Annotated in this window: 13 protein-coding genes and 1 tRNA gene; 6 read left to right on the top strand and 8 right to left on the bottom strand. The window is 69.2% G+C overall.

What is annotated here, in order from left to right; genetic code table 11:
• Window position 1 precedes the first annotated feature (1 nt).
• From ACPYN5_RS07200 to ACPYN5_RS07190, 3 genes are read left to right on the top strand one after another with little or no spacing between them, the layout of a single operon-like run.
• Window positions 2–769: a class E sortase gene (locus tag ACPYN5_RS07200; RefSeq protein WP_424448689.1), complete on the top strand. Its 768-nt coding sequence runs from the start codon at window positions 2–4 to the stop codon at window positions 767–769.
• Window positions 769–927, top strand: coding sequence for a hypothetical protein (locus ACPYN5_RS07195; RefSeq protein WP_424448303.1), 159 nt, complete (start codon window positions 769–771; stop codon window positions 925–927). Before ACPYN5_RS07200 ends, ACPYN5_RS07195 begins: the two co-directional genes overlap by 1 nt.
• Window positions 924–1,556: an anthranilate synthase component II gene (locus ACPYN5_RS07190; RefSeq protein ID WP_424448302.1), complete on the top strand. Its 633-nt coding sequence runs from the start codon at window positions 924–926 to the stop codon at window positions 1,554–1,556. Before ACPYN5_RS07195 ends, ACPYN5_RS07190 begins: the two co-directional genes overlap by 4 nt.
• Before the next feature lie 22 nt (window positions 1,557–1,578).
• On the opposite strand, the gene pknB is transcribed toward ACPYN5_RS07190, so the two are convergent.
• Genes pknB through ACPYN5_RS07155 form a run of 7 tightly spaced genes read right to left on the bottom strand, consistent with a single transcriptional unit; the run spans window position 1,579 to window position 10,570 of the window.
• Entirely contained in the window at window positions 1,579–3,285 is a 1,707-nt protein-coding gene (gene pknB / locus ACPYN5_RS07185) for a Stk1 family PASTA domain-containing Ser/Thr kinase (RefSeq protein WP_424448301.1), read from the bottom strand.
• A gap of 56 nt (window positions 3,286–3,341) precedes the next feature.
• Complete coding sequence (locus ACPYN5_RS07180) at window positions 3,342–5,198, bottom strand: serine/threonine-protein kinase (protein WP_424448300.1); 1,857 nt, start codon at window positions 5,196–5,198, stop codon at window positions 3,342–3,344.
• On the bottom strand, window positions 5,195–6,652 hold the full coding sequence (locus ACPYN5_RS07175) for a peptidoglycan D,D-transpeptidase FtsI family protein (protein WP_424448299.1): 1,458 nt from the start codon (window positions 6,650–6,652) through the stop codon (window positions 5,195–5,197). Before ACPYN5_RS07175 ends, ACPYN5_RS07180 begins: the two co-directional genes overlap by 4 nt.
• Window positions 6,649–7,974, bottom strand: a complete 1,326-nt coding sequence (locus ACPYN5_RS07170; RefSeq protein ID WP_424448688.1) for an FtsW/RodA/SpoVE family cell cycle protein — start codon at window positions 7,972–7,974, stop codon at window positions 6,649–6,651. Before ACPYN5_RS07170 ends, ACPYN5_RS07175 begins: the two co-directional genes overlap by 4 nt.
• A 56-nt stretch (window positions 7,975–8,030) precedes the next feature.
• The gene (locus ACPYN5_RS07165) at window positions 8,031–9,266 is read right to left on the bottom strand and encodes a PP2C family protein-serine/threonine phosphatase (RefSeq protein WP_424448298.1); all 1,236 of its coding nucleotides are present in this window, start codon (window positions 9,264–9,266) and stop codon (window positions 8,031–8,033) included.
• A 9-nt stretch (window positions 9,267–9,275) separates the two neighbouring features.
• A complete protein-coding gene (locus tag ACPYN5_RS07160; protein ID WP_424448297.1) occupies window positions 9,276–9,833 on the bottom strand; it encodes an FHA domain-containing protein FhaB/FipA in 558 nt (185 codons plus the stop codon).
• Window positions 9,830–10,570 carry an FhaA domain-containing protein gene (locus ACPYN5_RS07155; RefSeq protein ID WP_424448296.1) on the bottom strand — a complete coding sequence of 247 codons (741 nt, stop codon included), beginning with the start codon at window positions 10,568–10,570 and terminating at the stop codon, window positions 9,830–9,832. The genes ACPYN5_RS07160 and ACPYN5_RS07155 overlap by 4 nt, the downstream gene beginning before the upstream one ends.
• A 141-nt stretch (window positions 10,571–10,711) precedes the next feature.
• Here ACPYN5_RS07155 and ACPYN5_RS07150 point away from each other — a divergent pair.
• The 3 genes from ACPYN5_RS07150 (at window position 10,712) to ACPYN5_RS07140 (ending at window position 12,855) form a co-directional block, all read left to right on the top strand.
• Window positions 10,712–10,795, top strand: a tRNA-Leu gene (locus tag ACPYN5_RS07150).
• Window positions 10,796–10,860: 65 nt separating this feature from the next.
• Window positions 10,861–12,141 (top strand): sensor histidine kinase, encoded by a 1,281-nt coding sequence (locus tag ACPYN5_RS07145; protein ID WP_424448295.1) that lies wholly within the window; start codon window positions 10,861–10,863, stop codon window positions 12,139–12,141.
• A gap of 96 nt (window positions 12,142–12,237) precedes the next feature.
• Window positions 12,238–12,855 (top strand): TetR/AcrR family transcriptional regulator, encoded by a 618-nt coding sequence (locus ACPYN5_RS07140; RefSeq protein WP_424448294.1) that lies wholly within the window; start codon window positions 12,238–12,240, stop codon window positions 12,853–12,855.
• Between the two features lie 30 nt (window positions 12,856–12,885).
• Here the strand turns inward: ACPYN5_RS07140 and ACPYN5_RS07135 are convergent, their stop codons facing one another.
• Entirely contained in the window at window positions 12,886–14,121 is a 1,236-nt protein-coding gene (locus ACPYN5_RS07135) for an MFS transporter (RefSeq protein ID WP_424448293.1), read from the bottom strand.
• Window positions 14,122–14,273 lie beyond the last annotated feature (152 nt).

The following is a 14,273-nucleotide window of genomic DNA, read 5'->3' as shown; positions in this document are numbered from 1 at the left end:
AATCGTGGAGAGCACCCGCACGTCCGGCCTGCGCGCACGACGTTCGCCGGCGTCGTCGCGTCGCCGCCTGAGCGTCGTCGGTGTGCTGGGGGAGCTGCTCCTCACCGCCGGCGTCGTCATGCTGCTCTTCGTGAGCTGGCAGATGTGGTTCGGTGACATGATCATCGGCTCGCAGAAGCAGGCCGAAGCGTCAGCCCTCGCGCAGGAGTGGCAGGCCGAGGGGTCGGGCGCCGGCCCGGGGAGCGACGCGTCCGTCCTCGACGTTCCGGTGCTCGCCGAGCCCGCGGACGGTTCCGCGTTCGCCGTCATGTACGTTCCGCGGTTCGGTGCCGACTGGCAGTTCACCATCGCGAACGGCACCAGCAAGAAGGCCATCCTCGACCAGGGCCAGATCGGCCACTACGAGGGCACCGCGATGCCGGGCGCCGAGGGGAACATGGCGGTGGCCGCGCACCGGTGGACCTCCGGCGCGCCGTTCGACCCGGTCGACCGCCTCGTCATCGGAGACGCGATCGTCGTGCAGACGCCCGACGGTTGGTACACCTACCGCTTCCGCAACGTCGAGTACGTGCAGGACACCGCCATCGAGGTGCTCAATCCGGTTCCGCAGCAGGTCGACCTGAGCGCGAACGGCAAGTACCTCACTCTCACGAGCTGCGCGCCCAAGCTGAACATGCTCGAGCGCATCATCTCCTACGCGGTGTTCGAGGAATTCACCCCGACCGCCGCCGGCCCGCCGGCATCCCTGAGCGAAGAGGCGTCCACCTGATGTACGCAGCGCTGTGGCGCATCCTGCCCGGACCCTGGTGGCTCCGGATGATCTTCGTGCTCATCCTGGCGGCGGCCGTCGTCTACGCACTGTTCTTCTGGGTCTTCCCTGCCATCGCGCCCTTCTTCGCGCCCGGCGAGGAGTCGACGGTCGGGTGACCACGGTCCTCGTCGTCGACAATCGCGACAGCTTCATCCATACGCTCGTGGGGTATCTCCACGAGATGGGCGCTGAGACCCGGATGGTCGATGCGGATGCCGTGACCGAGCCCGACCGTCTGGTCGCCGCTTACGACGCCGTGCTGATCTCGCCGGGACCGGGGGCACCCGAGGACGCCGGGTCATCGGTGGAGGTCGTCCACGCGGCCGCGGCATCCGGCGTTCCGCTGCTCGGTGTGTGCCTCGGCCATCAGGCGGTGGCGGTCGCCTTCGGGGCGACGGTCGCGGAGGCACCGGAACTCATGCACGGGATGACGTCGGCTGTGCGGCACGACGGGTCGGCGATGTTCGCCGGGATGCCGCAAGAGTTCACAGCAGGCAGGTATCACTCGCTCGCCGTCGACGCGGCGAGCGTTCCGTCCGAGCTGCGCGTCACGGCCCGCGCGGCCGGCGGAACGATCATGGCCATCGCGCATCGCCACCTGCCGATCCTCGGCGTCCAGTTCCACCCCGAGTCCGTGCTCACCGAGGGGGGTCACCGGATGCTCGGGAACTGGCTCGAGTCCATCGGGCTCGCGGGAGCCCAGCAGCGCGGGGCCCGGCTCGTCCCGCAACGACCCGGCGCCTGAGCGCACGACGCGGGTGGGGGGATCAGCTTCCCGTGCAGACGGTCAACGTGACGGTCGACCCGATCGGCACCTCTCCGGGGGCGAGTGACTGCGACGAGACCGTCTGTCCACCGGCTCCCGCGGCGCAGCCCGGGTCTTCGACCACCTCGGGGATCAGCTGCAACGAGTCCTGCTGGAGCTCGCGCTGGGCGGCCTCGACGGTGTAGCCGGTGAGATCGACGAGCGTCACGGTTCCGCTCGCGACCACGAGGTTGACCGACGATCCCATCGCCAGGGACGAGCCCTCTGCTGCGGATGCTTCGATCACGGTGCCGGCCGGGAGCGTCGGGTCGTTGCGCGACCGGACCGTGCCCAGCTGCAGACCCGCCCGCGTCAGGGCTGCGGTCGCTTCGTCGCGTGAGAGGTTCTGGAGCATCGGCACGGTCGCCATCTCCTGGCCGCTGGACACGTAGACGGTGACGTTCTGACCGGGGGAGAGGGTGACGCCCGCCGCCGGTTCCGTGTCGATCACATCGCCGGCGGGCACGGCATCGTCGCTGCGATCCGAGCGCACGGGAGTGAGGTCGGCTTCCTCGATGAGGTTCTCGGCGAGGTCCCACGACGTTCCGGCGACCTCGGGAACGGTCCGCGACGTGCTCGGAACGGTGGTTCCGGTGTCGCGGAAGGCCAGCACCCAGATGAGCACGGCGATCAGCAGCGCAGCGAGCACGGCGACACCCGCCCAGATCCAGCTGACGGGCGGCCCGGATTGGGTGCGGCGCATCGTGGTGTCGGTGCTGAGCTGGCGCAGCGAGCGCGCGGTCTCGGCGGCGTGACGAGGGTCGGGTCCGTAGAGCTCGCTCGCGAGTGCGCCCATCTGGCGCTTCGTGGGCTGCTTGCCGCCGACGGCCTGATCGAGCGCACCGCGGAACTCCGTCGCATCCTGGAACCGCTGGAACGGACTCTTCGCGAGTGCGCGAAGCACCACGGCATCCAGGGCGCGCGGCACGTCTTCGACGAGCTCGGACGGCGGGAGGGGGGCTTCGCTGACGTGCTGGTAGGCCACGGCCACCGGCGTCTCGCCGCGGAAGGGCGCTCGTCCGGTGAGCAGCTCGTAGAGCACGACACCGGTGGAGTAGAGGTCGGCGCGCGCGTCGACCGGTTCGCCCTTGGCCTGTTCGGGCGAGAAGTACGCGGCCGTGCCGATGATCGCGGTGGTCTCGGCGACCGTCGAGGACGAGTCCGACACCGCGCGAGCGATGCCGAAGTCCATCACCTTCACGGTTCCGGCGTCGGTGATCATGACGTTGCCCGGCTTGATGTCGCGGTGGACGACGCCGGCGCGGTGCGAGTACTCGAGCGCCTCGAGGATCCCGTCGACATAGCGCACGGCGTCGGCCTCGGCGAGGGGGCCAGCATCGACCATGTCCTTCAGGAGACGACCGGAGACCAGCTCCATGACGATGTAGGGGACGGAGTGCTCGCTGCCGTCCGGATCGGTCTCGGTGTCTTCGCCGGCGTCGAACACGCGCACGATCGACGGATGCGACATCCGCGACGCCGCCTGCGCCTCGAGCCGGAACCGCATGCGGAAGCCGGCGTCGTCGGCCAGCTCGCGCTTGAGCACCTTGATGGCGACCTCGCGCCCGAGGGTGACGTCGTACCCGCGGTACACGCTCGCCATGCCCCCGCGCCCGATCGATTCGTCGATGCGGTAGCGCCCTGACAGCACACGTTGCTCTGCTGACACGTCACTCCCTGCGTTCGACTCGTATTCGGATGGTGGCCCCGTGGGCGAGGAGCGGGTCAGTCGTCGTCCGAGTTCCCGTTGCCGTTCCCGTTGCCGGATCCGCCGCCGTTGCCCCCGCCGTTACCGTTGCCGCTGGGCGTGGGAGACGGCGCGCTCTGGATGCTCGCGGCGGCTTCGGGCGAGGCGGACGACGTGCGGTCGCCGCTCTCGCCGGCGCAGGTGACCGTGTAGGTGACCGAGAGGGCGCCGGAGTCGCCGACGGTGACGGTCGCGGGGCGCTGGTTGAGGCTGAAGCTCGAGGTGGTCTGGCCGTTGGCGAAGGTGCCGCCCGAAACCGTGAAGCGGTACTCCGACGGGGTGAGGCCGGCCGGGCAGGTGAAGCTCGACCACATGACCTGGACACTCGAGCGCGCCGTGACGCTCGTGACGGTCTGGCCGTTCGACTGGATCGTCGGCGCAGCGGGCGCATCGAGCGGGCTGAGCTCGGCGTAGGCCGTCAGGGTCACCGAGTCGGTCGGCTGAACGTTGCCGAGTGGCACGACCTCGTAGACCAGCCCGACCTCTTCCTCGCTCGGGGCGGGATTGCCGGGCGCGCAGCTGACGTTCTCGAGACCGGCCTGCTCGGCCACCGCGAGGGCGTCCTCGCACGTGCGACCCGTCAGTCCCAGACCGTCGACGTTGATCGAGGTCGGCGCGCTGGGCGAGGGAGGGGCCGACGGCACGTCGGACGGCGTCGACGGTGCGGGCTGCGTCGGGGTCGAGGCACCGGGATCGGGCTCGTCGCCTCCGCCGGAGAGCAGCGCGAAGAGCGTTCCGCCCAGCACGATCACCAGGAGGGCGATCAGCGCGACGAGCGGCCAGGTCCACCGGCTGCGCTTGCGCGTTCGGGTGGCGGCGAGGTCATCGTCGCCGGCCGCGACGGCTGCGGGCGCCGCGGCACCCGCAGCGGCCAGGCCGGCGCCGGCCGCGGCCGCGCCTCCCGCGGGGAGCAACAGGGTGGCCGTGTCGCCTCCGCCGGCGGTCAAGAGCTGCGTGACGTCACTCGTGCCGGCGCCCGCCGCGATCGCGGGAACGGCGGCATGAGCGGCTGCGAGGTCGCCTCGACGCAGCGCGGAGGCCGCGCGCGCGACGGCGGACGCCGAGGCGGGCCGGTCGTCGGGCTTCTTCGCGATCATCGCGAGGATGAGCTTCTGCACCGGATCGGCGACCGTCGCCGGCAGCGGCGGCGGCTGCTCGTTGATCTGCGCCATGGCGATCGCGACCTGCGACTCACCCGTGAACGGACGCTTGCCGGCCACGGACTCGTACGCCACGATGCCGAGCGAGTAGATGTCGGTCGCCGGGGATGCCGCGTGGCCCGAGGCCTGCTCGGGGGAGAGGTACTGCACCGTGCCCATGACCTGGCCGGTCGCCGTGAGCGGCACCTGGTCGGCGATGCGGGCGATGCCGAAGTCGGTGATCTTCACACGCCCGTCGGGCGTGATCAAGAGGTTCCCCGGCTTGATGTCGCGGTGCACGAGACCCGCCGCGTGTGCGGCCTGCAGAGCGGACGCGGTCTGGGCCACGATGTCGAGCGTCTTGTCCGACGACAGAGCGCCCTCGCGCTCGAGGATCGTCGACAGCGCCTCGCCGGGGACGAGCTCCATGACCAGGAACGCGCTGCCGTTCTCCTCGCCGTAGTCGAAGACGCTGGCGATGCCCTCGTGGTTCACGAGCGCGGCGTGGCGGGCCTCGGCGCGGAAGCGCTCGAGGAACCCGGGATCGCCCATGTACTCGTCTTTGAGGATCTTGATAGCGACGGTACGGCCGATGACGTGGTCGGTGGCCTCCCACACCTCGCCCATACCGCCGATCGCGATCCGCGAATCCAGTTCGTAACGTCCGCCGAAGCTCACGCCTTGCATCGGTCTCATCTGTTCAGCACCGCCTCGATAACCTTCTTCGCAATGGGGGCTGCGATCCCGCTGCTCGTTCCGGCCTGCCCCTGACCGCCCCCGTTCTCGACCATCACCGTGACGGCGATCTGGGGGTCGTCCGCCGGCGCGAAACCGGTGAACCACAACGTGTACGGATCGCCTGGACCGTGCTCAGCAGTGCCCGTCTTTCCGGCGACATCGACGCCGTCTATTCTTGCACCGCTCGCGGCACCGTCACGGACATTGGCGACCATGAGCGTGCGCATCTGCTCGGCGACATCCGTCGTGAGAGCACGCCCGAACTCGCTCGGCTCGAACGTCTCCTGCACCGTCAGATCGGGTGCGACGACCGAGTCGAGCAGCTGCGGCTTCATCACCATCCCGCCATTGGCGATGCCGGCTGAGACCATGTTGATCTGCAGCGGCGTTGCGGTGACATCACCCTGTCCGAAGCCCGACAGCGCCGTGCGCGCATCGTTGAGTCCGCGCGGGTACTCGGAGGTGGAGGCGGCCAGGGGTACATCGATCTCGCTGTTGAAGCCGAACTTCTCCGCCTCCTCGCGGATCGCGTCGTCGCCGAGCTCGACGGCGAGCTCGGCCATCGGGATGTTGCAGCTCAGCCGGAGCGCGGTCGCGAGGGTCACCGTGTCACCCGGACCGCACGTGCCGAGGTCGAAGTTGTGCAGCGTGTTGCTCGTACCCGGGATCGTCCAGGTCGCGGGATTGGGGAAGGTCGACTCGGGCGTGTACTCGCCCGAGGAGAGAGCCGCCGACGCGACGACCAGCTTGAAGGTCGATCCCGGCGGGTTCAGATCGCCCTCGATCGCCCGGTTGAACAGGGGCTTCAGCGGGTCGGCGGCGAGCTCGTCGTATGCGGTGTTGACGCCGGCGGAGTCGTGCGAGGCGAGCAGATTCGTGTCGAAGCTCGGACTCGTGACCATCGCGAGGATGCGGCCGGTCGAGGGGTCGCTGGCGATGACGGCGCCCTCGTACCCCTGGAGCGCGTCGAACGCGGCCCGCTGGATCTGCGGGTCGACCGTGAGCAGCACATTCGACCCGCGGGCCGGCGCCCCCGAGATGATCTGCTCGAGGCGCGCGAGGAACTGCGTGTCGTCGGTGCCCGAGAGCGACTGGTTCATGATCTGCTCGATGCCCGCTGACGAGCCCAGCACGGGGTTGATCCAGCCGGTGATGGGCGCCCACATGGCGGCATCCGTGTACTGGCGCTGCCAGGAGTAGATGTCGCCGCTCGGGACGGATGCGGCCACGACGGATCCGCCCGCGATGATCGACCCGCGCTGCACCTCGAACGAGTCGTACAGGGTGCGCCGGTTTCCGGGGTTCTCGTTCAGGGCCTGGGCCTGGATCACCTGGATCCAGCTGGTCGAGATGAACAAGGCGAGGAACATCGCCAGCATCACGAAGCTCAGTCGTCGCAGTTCCTTGGTCATCCGATCACCACCCGGGGTCGAGAGCGAACCGCATCGGAGATGCGGAGCAGGAGGGCCACGATGATCCAGTTGGCCACGAGCGACGAGCCGCCCGCCGCCAGGAAGGGCGTCGTGAGACCCGTGAGCGGGATGACGCGCGTCACGCCGCCGACCATGATGAACACCTGCAGGGCGATCGTGAACGACAGGCCGGTGGCCAGCAGCTTGCCGAAGTCGTCCTGGCCGGCCAGGCCGATGCGCACGCCTCGGCTCGTGAAGACCATGTAGAGGCACAGCAGCGCGAAGACGCCGATGAGGCCGAGTTCCTCACCGAGGCTCGGGAAGATGTAGTCGCTCTGCGACAGCGGCGTCATCCAGGGCCGTCCCTGACCGAGACCGGTTCCGATGAAGCCGCCCTTCGCGAGCCCGTACAGGCCGTTGATGAGCTGGAAGCTGCCGCCGGCCGCATCGACGTTGTTCGGGTCGAAGGGGTTCAGCCAGTTCTGGAGACGCCCGTTGACGTAGGGGAGCACCTGCGAGGCGAGGATCACGCCGGCGAGCACGAGGCCCAGGCCGATCATGACCCAGCTGGTCTTGCCGGTCGCGACGTAGAGCATCGCGATGAACATCCCGAAGATGAGTGTTCCGGTGCCGAGGTCGCGCTGCAGCACGATGATGCCGAGCGAGATCGCCCAGATGACCAGCACCGGACCGAGCTCGCGGGCTCGGGGCCAGGTGACGCCGAGGAAACGGGTTCCGACGGAGGTGAGCGACTCGCGGGTGCGGACGAGATAGCCCGCGAAGAAGATCGCCAGAGCGATCTTGGCCAGCTCGCCCGGTTGGAACGACACGATGCCGCCGATCGACACCCAGACGTCGGCACCGGCCTCGACGCCGAGACCGGGGACGAACGGAAGGAGCAGCAGCGCGATGCCTGCGAACCCGAAGACGTAGGTGTAGCGGAAGAGCACGCGGTAGTTGCGCAGGGCGATCACGACGATCAACGCGGCGACGAGGGCGATCGCGCACCAGACGATCTGGCGCACGGCCAGCATGTCCCAGCCTGCCGAGGTGCCCTCGAGGTCGATGCGGTAGATCATCGCGATCCCGACACCCGACAGGAGGGTCGCGATGGGGACGACGAACGGATCGGCGTCGCGCGCTCGCAGGCGCAGCACGACATGGATCGCCAGGGCGAGCACGTCGAGCACGCCGCAGTAGATCAGGAACGACGAGTCGATCGCGCCGTTCCGGCCGAGCTGCACGAGGACCAGGGCTGCGGCGTTGATGACGAAAGCGAACAGGAGCAGGCCCAGCTCGCGGTTGCGCTGCGTCTGCGGCATCCGCAGCTTGCGCAACGCTGTGATGACCGAGGTGTCGGCCGAGACGGCGGTACCGGTCACGATGTGCCTCCCTCCACGCGCAGGTTCTCGACGATCGCACGTGCGTCGTCGAGCGAGTCGGCCGTGATGCTCTGCTCCACGAGCTGCAGCTGGTAGGGCGCCAGCCTGTCGAGCGGGATCTCGGTGTCCTCCTCGGGCGTCGACAGCGAGATCGGGCCGATGGTCGGCGGGATGCCGCGGTAGATGACGACGGTGTCTTCGTCGACGCCCACGAAGTAGCGCGTCTGGGTCCAGCTGTAGGCGGCGAACAGCACGACGCCGATGGCTGCGAGGATCACGACGAACCCACCGAACCAGGTGAGGCGCCGCCGGCGCGCGCGCCGCCGATCCTCCTCGATGAGCTCCTCGAGGAACTCGGCGGCCGGTTCGAAGTGCGTCGGCTCGTTCGCGGCCTGACGCACCGGATGCAGCCAGCCGCTGCGCTGCGGGCGGGCGGCGGGCACCTCGATGCCGAGGGGGTGCGATGCCGACCCGACCACCGTCGGGGGGCCGCTGAAGAGCGGATGCTGCCCCCCGACGTCGACGATGACGATCGTGACGTTGTCGGGCGCGCCGCCGTCGAGGGCCTGCTTGAGGAGGTTGTCGGCGGTGCGACCCGGAGCCCAGCCCTGCGCGAGCGCCTTCGCCGTGTGCGGGTCGTCGACGACACCCGACAGGCCGTCGGAGCACAGCAGCCACCGGTCGCCGGGCTGCGTGGGCATGATGAACGTGTCGATCTCGGGATCGGGGTCCATGTCGCCCAGCACGCGCATCAGCACCGAACGGCGGGGGTGGTAGCGGGCCTCTTCGGGGGTGATGCGGCCCGAGTCGACCAGACGCTGCACGAACGTGTGATCGGTCGTGATCTGGGTCAGGGCACCGTCGCGGAACAGGTAGAGGCGGGAGTCGCCGATGTGGGCGATGACGGCGTACTCGTCGACCATGACGAGCGCACTGACGGTGGTCCCCATGCCGGCGAGCTCGGGACGCACTTTGACGGTGCCGATCAGCTCGGCGGCGGTGTCGGCCAGAGCCTCGCGAAGTGCGGCCTCGGCGTCGGTCGTGGAGGCGAAGGCGTGGTCGAGGCTCTCGAGCCGCCGCACCGCGAGGCTCGAGGCGACGTCACCGCCGGCATGTCCGCCCATACCGTCGGCGACGACGAACAGGTTCGAGCCGCAGAAGCCCGAATCCTGGTTGTTCGAGCGCACCTTCCCGGTGTGCGAGATGGCGGCGCTGGAGCCCTGGAAGACCATGCGGACGGGCTACTTCCGCAGTTCGAACGTCGTGGCGCCGACCTTGATCGGCGCGCCCACGACGACCGGAACCGGAGAAGCCACACGCTCGCCGTCGTGCCACGTGCCGTTGGTCGAGTCGAGGTCCTGGATCATCCACTGGTTGCCCCACAGCACGAGCCGTGCGTGGTGGCTCGAGGTGTAGTCGTCGCGGATGACGAGACCCGATTCGCTCGATCGCCCGATGGTGAGGGGCTCCGAGCCGAGCGGAAGCTCGAGGCCGGCCTTCGGACCGCTGGTGATGACGATCCGCGACACGGCGTCGGTCGTGGCCTTGCCGCCCGTGCCCGTCGGTGCGGGTGTTCCCACGGCACCGACGGCTGCGGTCGCGGCATCCGGCGACGACGTGGGCGGACGGGTGACCGACGGGCTGCCAGCGGGCGCACCGCCGACTGCTGCCGGCTCGGGGAGCTTGCGCACCTTCACGCCGAACAGATCGGCACGCAGCGAGTAGACGACGGCGAAGACGAAGAACCACAGCAGGACCAGGAACCCGATCTGCAGCAGCAACAGGGTGAGCGGACTCATCGGGCGTCACCTCGGGTGTCGTACATGCGGGTCGCGTCGGCCGCCGACATCCGGGGGCGGGCGGGAGCCTGCGTCTGGGGGACCACGCGGAAGACGATATCGGTGCGGCCGATGCGCACGACGCCGTCGACGGGCAGCGCGGCCTCGCCGACGCGCGCGCCGTTCAGCTGCGTGCCGTTGGTCGAACCGAGATCCCGCACCATGGCGCGCTCGCCGTCCCACAGGATCTCGACGTGCTTGCGGCTGGTGCCCGCGTCGGGGATGGTGATGTCGGCGTCGCTGCCGCGGCCGATGACGGTGCGCGCCGCGGTGATCGGATGCCGGGTGCCGTCGATGTCGAGAACCGCCTGCCACGACACCCGGGCGCCCGCGTGGGAGTTCGAGTCGACGCGCACGGTGCCCGTCGACAGCTGCAGGTCCGCGTCGAGGGTCACGGTCACCGCGCCCGAGAACGAGTAGCCCTGGGCACGGGCGTGCTTCTCGACCAAGCCCCGGAGCTCGTCGAGGAGCGCGGGACCGATCGCCTGCATCCGCTCGGCGTCGCTGTCGGACAGGCGCACCGTGAAGGCGTTCGGGACGAGGATGCGGTCGCGGCTGACGACCGCCGCCTTCTTGTCGAGTTCGCTGCGGAGGGCGGATGCGATCTCCACCGGCTGGACGCCGCTGCGGAAGGTCTTCGCGAAGGCGCCGTTGACGGCACGCTCGAGACCCTTCTCGAAGCTGTCAAGTAGTCCCACGGGGCTCCTCAGGCAGGCGGATGGTTGCTTCATCGTAGTCAGGCAGCCTGAACGGACGATGCATTGGGGCCCGGATCGGGGCGGGGAAGCATCCCCGGGCGTGATATCCTCGGGAAGTTGAGTCCGTGGAAACGCGGTCTCGCGCGAGTGGCGGAATAGGTAGACGCGCTGGCTTCAGGTGCCAGTGCCCGCAAGGGCGTGGGGGTTCAAGTCCCCCCTCGCGCACAGCGAGATGAAGGCCTCCGAACGGGGAACTGTTCGGAGGCCTTCGCCGTATCCGGGAGATGAATGTGTACGAGAAATCGAAGCCGGCCGGCCCGGCGATGAAGCGCGACGACGGTGAGCGCCTGCTCGGTTCCGCTCGGAGCGGCGCCGTGTTCGTGACCACCGTGTTCGTCGTGACGGTGGTGCAGAGCCTGATGGTCCCCATCGTCGACCTCGTCACGGCGCAGCTCGGCTGGCCGCTGGTCATCCCTGCGGGGGTGGGCATCACGCTCCTGCTCGCGGGATGCGCCGTTCAGGCCCTGGTCTTCCTCCTCGTCGACCGCCGACCCGAGGTCACCGTCGTCGTCGCCACCGCGGTCTACCTCGCGCTCGTGGTCGGGCTCGACGTGCCGAGCTGGTTGTCGAGTATGAAGCTCGTGATCGCGCTGAGCCTCTTCTTCCTCGCGGCACGTCGTCCCGCGCTGATCTCGCTCCTGTGGCTGGTGGGCGTCTCGATCGCGACGGTCGTCACCGTCACCCTGTGGGCGCTGTCGTTGGGCGATGACGTCAGCTTCACGCTGGTGTTCTCGCTGGGGGAGGGGCTGACCTTCGTCGCACCTGCGGCGGGCGCGGTCGCCCTCGGCATCTGGTGGGGCGCTCGGAAGCGTCGGACGGCGCGCGCCCGCGAGCGGGCGGAGATCGCCGAGCGCGAGCACGAGCACCGCGTCGAACAGGCTCGGGATCGCGAACGCGCGCGTATCGCGCAGGAGCTGCACGACGTGGCCGGTCAGCACATCGCGGGCCTCATCACGCTGACCGATGCGGCGCTGCAGATGGCGGTCAGCCGGCCCGACGACGCGCGCGAGCTGATGGCGGATGTGCGCAGCGAGGGTCAATTCGCTGCGGCGAGCCTCGCGGGGGCGCTCTCGGACCTCCGAGCCGTCGGCACGGAGCTGCCGGAGGCGACCGCAGACCTCCGCCGGCTCGACGAGCTGATCTCGTACTGGCGCAAGCGTGGCACGGAGGTCGAACTGGTCGCCGAGGGCGACTTCGCCGACCTCCCGGCTGTCGTATCGACATCCGTGTACCGGTGCGTCCAGGAGGCGCTGACCAACGCGGCCAAGCACGCGCCGGGTGCGCCGGTGAGGGTGGCGGTTCATCACTCGTTCGATCGACTTTCGCTCGTCGTCGAGAACGGTCGCGCGGATGACGGACGAGTCCCGGTGGCCGGCCTCGGCCTCGGCTGGGGCCTGTCAGGGGTGACCGGGCGCATCGAGCTCCTGCGCGGCTCCCTGCGGACCGGCCCCACGCCGGAGGGCGGGTGGCGCCTGGATCTGAACGTGCCGGTTCCGCCCATCACGGACTGAGCGCGGTGCGAGCATGCGGGCCCCCCACCCCATGCCTCCAGTACGCGCGTGCCGGGCTCGTCGGCGTGCCCCGGGGTGGCCGTTAAGGTCGGATCCATGAGTGATTACGCGGTCATCGGACGCCCGGGCTCCTATGCGAAAGGAGTCGCGCGGCGCCTGGAGATCCTGGACCGCGCGATCGAGGTGTTCGCCGAGCGGGGCGCCGGGGGAGCGAGCCTGCGCCGGATCGCGGACGCCATCGGCGTATCGCATGCCGCATTGCTGCACTACTTCGACTCACGCGAGCAGATGCTCGTCGCCGTGTACGAGCATGCCGAGAGTAAGCGCGCCACGGATCCCGACGCCTCGTCCGATGCCGTCGACCTCATTGTGCAAGCCGCGATGCAGAACGCCGACGTGCCCGGTCTCGTCGAGCTCTACACGACCCTGCTGGCCGCTTCGCTCGAGGCGGCGGGCGGCAGCAGTCGCCAGTTCTTCACCGACCGGTTCGACCGCGTGCGGGATTCGCTGACCGAGCGGCTGCGCGAGGATCAGCGAGCCGGCGGCATCCGTTCCGACGTCGATGCAGCCGAGGTCGCCGCCCTGATCGTCGCGGCCTCGGACGGTCTGCAGGTGCAGTGGCTGCTCGACCCGTCGGTGCGACTGCAGGCGACCCTCCAGACGTTCGCGCGGCTGCTGCGGCCTCACGAGTGCGGGTGCGGCGACCGCGGCTGAGGCCGTAGCCGCCGCACCAGATGCGACGGGTCAGCGCACCTTCTTGATGGGGATGATCACCAGCGCGCCGACGAGCGTCACCGCCCCCGCCGCCCACAGCATCGCGGTGTAGTTGTACTCCTGACCGGCGGTGATGCCCATCGTCAGGAAGTACAGCGCGAAGGGCGCGGCCACTGACTGCGGCAGGGCGTTGGCGATGTTGATGACGCCCAGGTCCTTGCCCGGACGCTCGGGATCGGGCAGAACGTCGATGATTAGGGCGTTGTCGACCGCGGTGTAGATTCCGTACGCGAGCCCGAGGAGAAGCTCGGCCAGGTAGAAATGGGCCACGCTGTCGGCCTGCCCCAGCACGATCAATCCCACGGCGGTCGCGGCCGTGGAACCGCCCACGAAGATCTTGCGACGACCCAGCTTGTCGCTCAGCCAGCCCGAGATCACCGAGCTGACCAGGAGCGCGACCGTGTATATGAGTACGCCGTTCGCGACGGCGAGTGTCGCGTCGCCGACCGAGAGCCCGAGGTGCTCCTGCATGTAGAGCAGACGGAACGTCGTGAACATGAACGTGCCGAGGGTGATGAGGAAGCGGGACCACCAGGCGAAGCCGAAGTCCGGGTTCTTGATGGGGTTGGTCCAGAACGATCCGATCAGCGCGCCGAGATTCAGCGGTCGGATCCGGTAGTCGGGCACCTCATCGCGGGCGACGAGCGCGTACCAGACGATCGCGATGACGGCCAGGATGCCGGGGACGATGAACAGTACGGGGAGGTTCCCCACGAGGAGGACCGAGGCATAAGTGCCGGTGAGGATCGCGACGTTCTGGGCGACGGCGATGATGCTCGACCCCTTGCCGCGCTGGAACTCCGGAACGTTGTCGGCGAAGCTGGCGACGAGCGCCGCGAGCACCGCGTTGGCGGCGACCTGGCTGCCGACCCAGCCGATCGTGAGCACCAGCTGGTTCTGCGCGAAGGCGACGACGGCGAGGAACACCAGGAACGCGAGGATGCCGCCGATGAGCCACGGGCGACGACGGCCCCAGCGCGTGCGAGTGCGATCACTCAGCTGGCCCGCGAGGGGATTCGCCAGGAGGGCACCGAGCGCGCCGAAAGGAAGGACCGATGCGATCAGCTCGGCCGCGCCGTCGGGGGCGATCTCCTGAGCCTTCAACTGCATGCTCAGCAGAACCGGCGTCAGCAGGGCGATGAAGAGCCCGAACTGAGCGGCGAAGAGGCCGATGAAGTACTTGGGCCCCACCGGGATGGTGCTCACCGGTCGCGTCAGGGGCGGATCAGCCGGTGAGGGGTGCGCGATGGACAAGTGACGCCTCCTTGAGTCAGACAAAAACCAACCATCGGTTGGTTTTGGATAAAGTAGCCGTCGGCGCTACCCCGCGCAACCTCGCCGTAACATCAGCCGACCGG

The organism is Microbacterium arborescens, assembly GCF_049707515.1.
GTDB lineage: Bacteria > Actinomycetota > Actinomycetes > Actinomycetales > Microbacteriaceae > Microbacterium > Microbacterium arborescens_B.
The sequence above is the reverse complement of the archived record's forward strand: the minus strand, read 5'-3'. Positions and strand labels throughout refer to the sequence as shown.

Coding starts and splice junctions, on each gene's coding strand:
- ACPYN5_RS07140 (WP_424448294.1), top strand. CDS start 12,238: ATGAGTGATTACGCGGTCATCGGACGCCCGGGCTCCTATGCGAAAGGA.
- ACPYN5_RS07160 (WP_424448297.1), bottom strand. CDS start 9,833: ATGAGTCCGCTCACCCTGTTGCTGCTGCAGATCGGGTTCCTGGTCCTG.
- ACPYN5_RS07195 (WP_424448303.1), top strand. CDS start 769: ATGTACGCAGCGCTGTGGCGCATCCTGCCCGGACCCTGGTGGCTCCGG.
- ACPYN5_RS07180 (WP_424448300.1), bottom strand. CDS start 5,198: ATGAGACCGATGCAAGGCGTGAGCTTCGGCGGACGTTACGAACTGGAT.
- ACPYN5_RS07165 (WP_424448298.1), bottom strand. CDS start 9,266: ATGGTCTTCCAGGGCTCCAGCGCCGCCATCTCGCACACCGGGAAGGTG.
- ACPYN5_RS07175 (WP_424448299.1), bottom strand. CDS start 6,652: ATGACCAAGGAACTGCGACGACTGAGCTTCGTGATGCTGGCGATGTTC.
- ACPYN5_RS07170 (WP_424448688.1), bottom strand. CDS start 7,974: ATGCCGCAGACGCAGCGCAACCGCGAGCTGGGCCTGCTCCTGTTCGCT.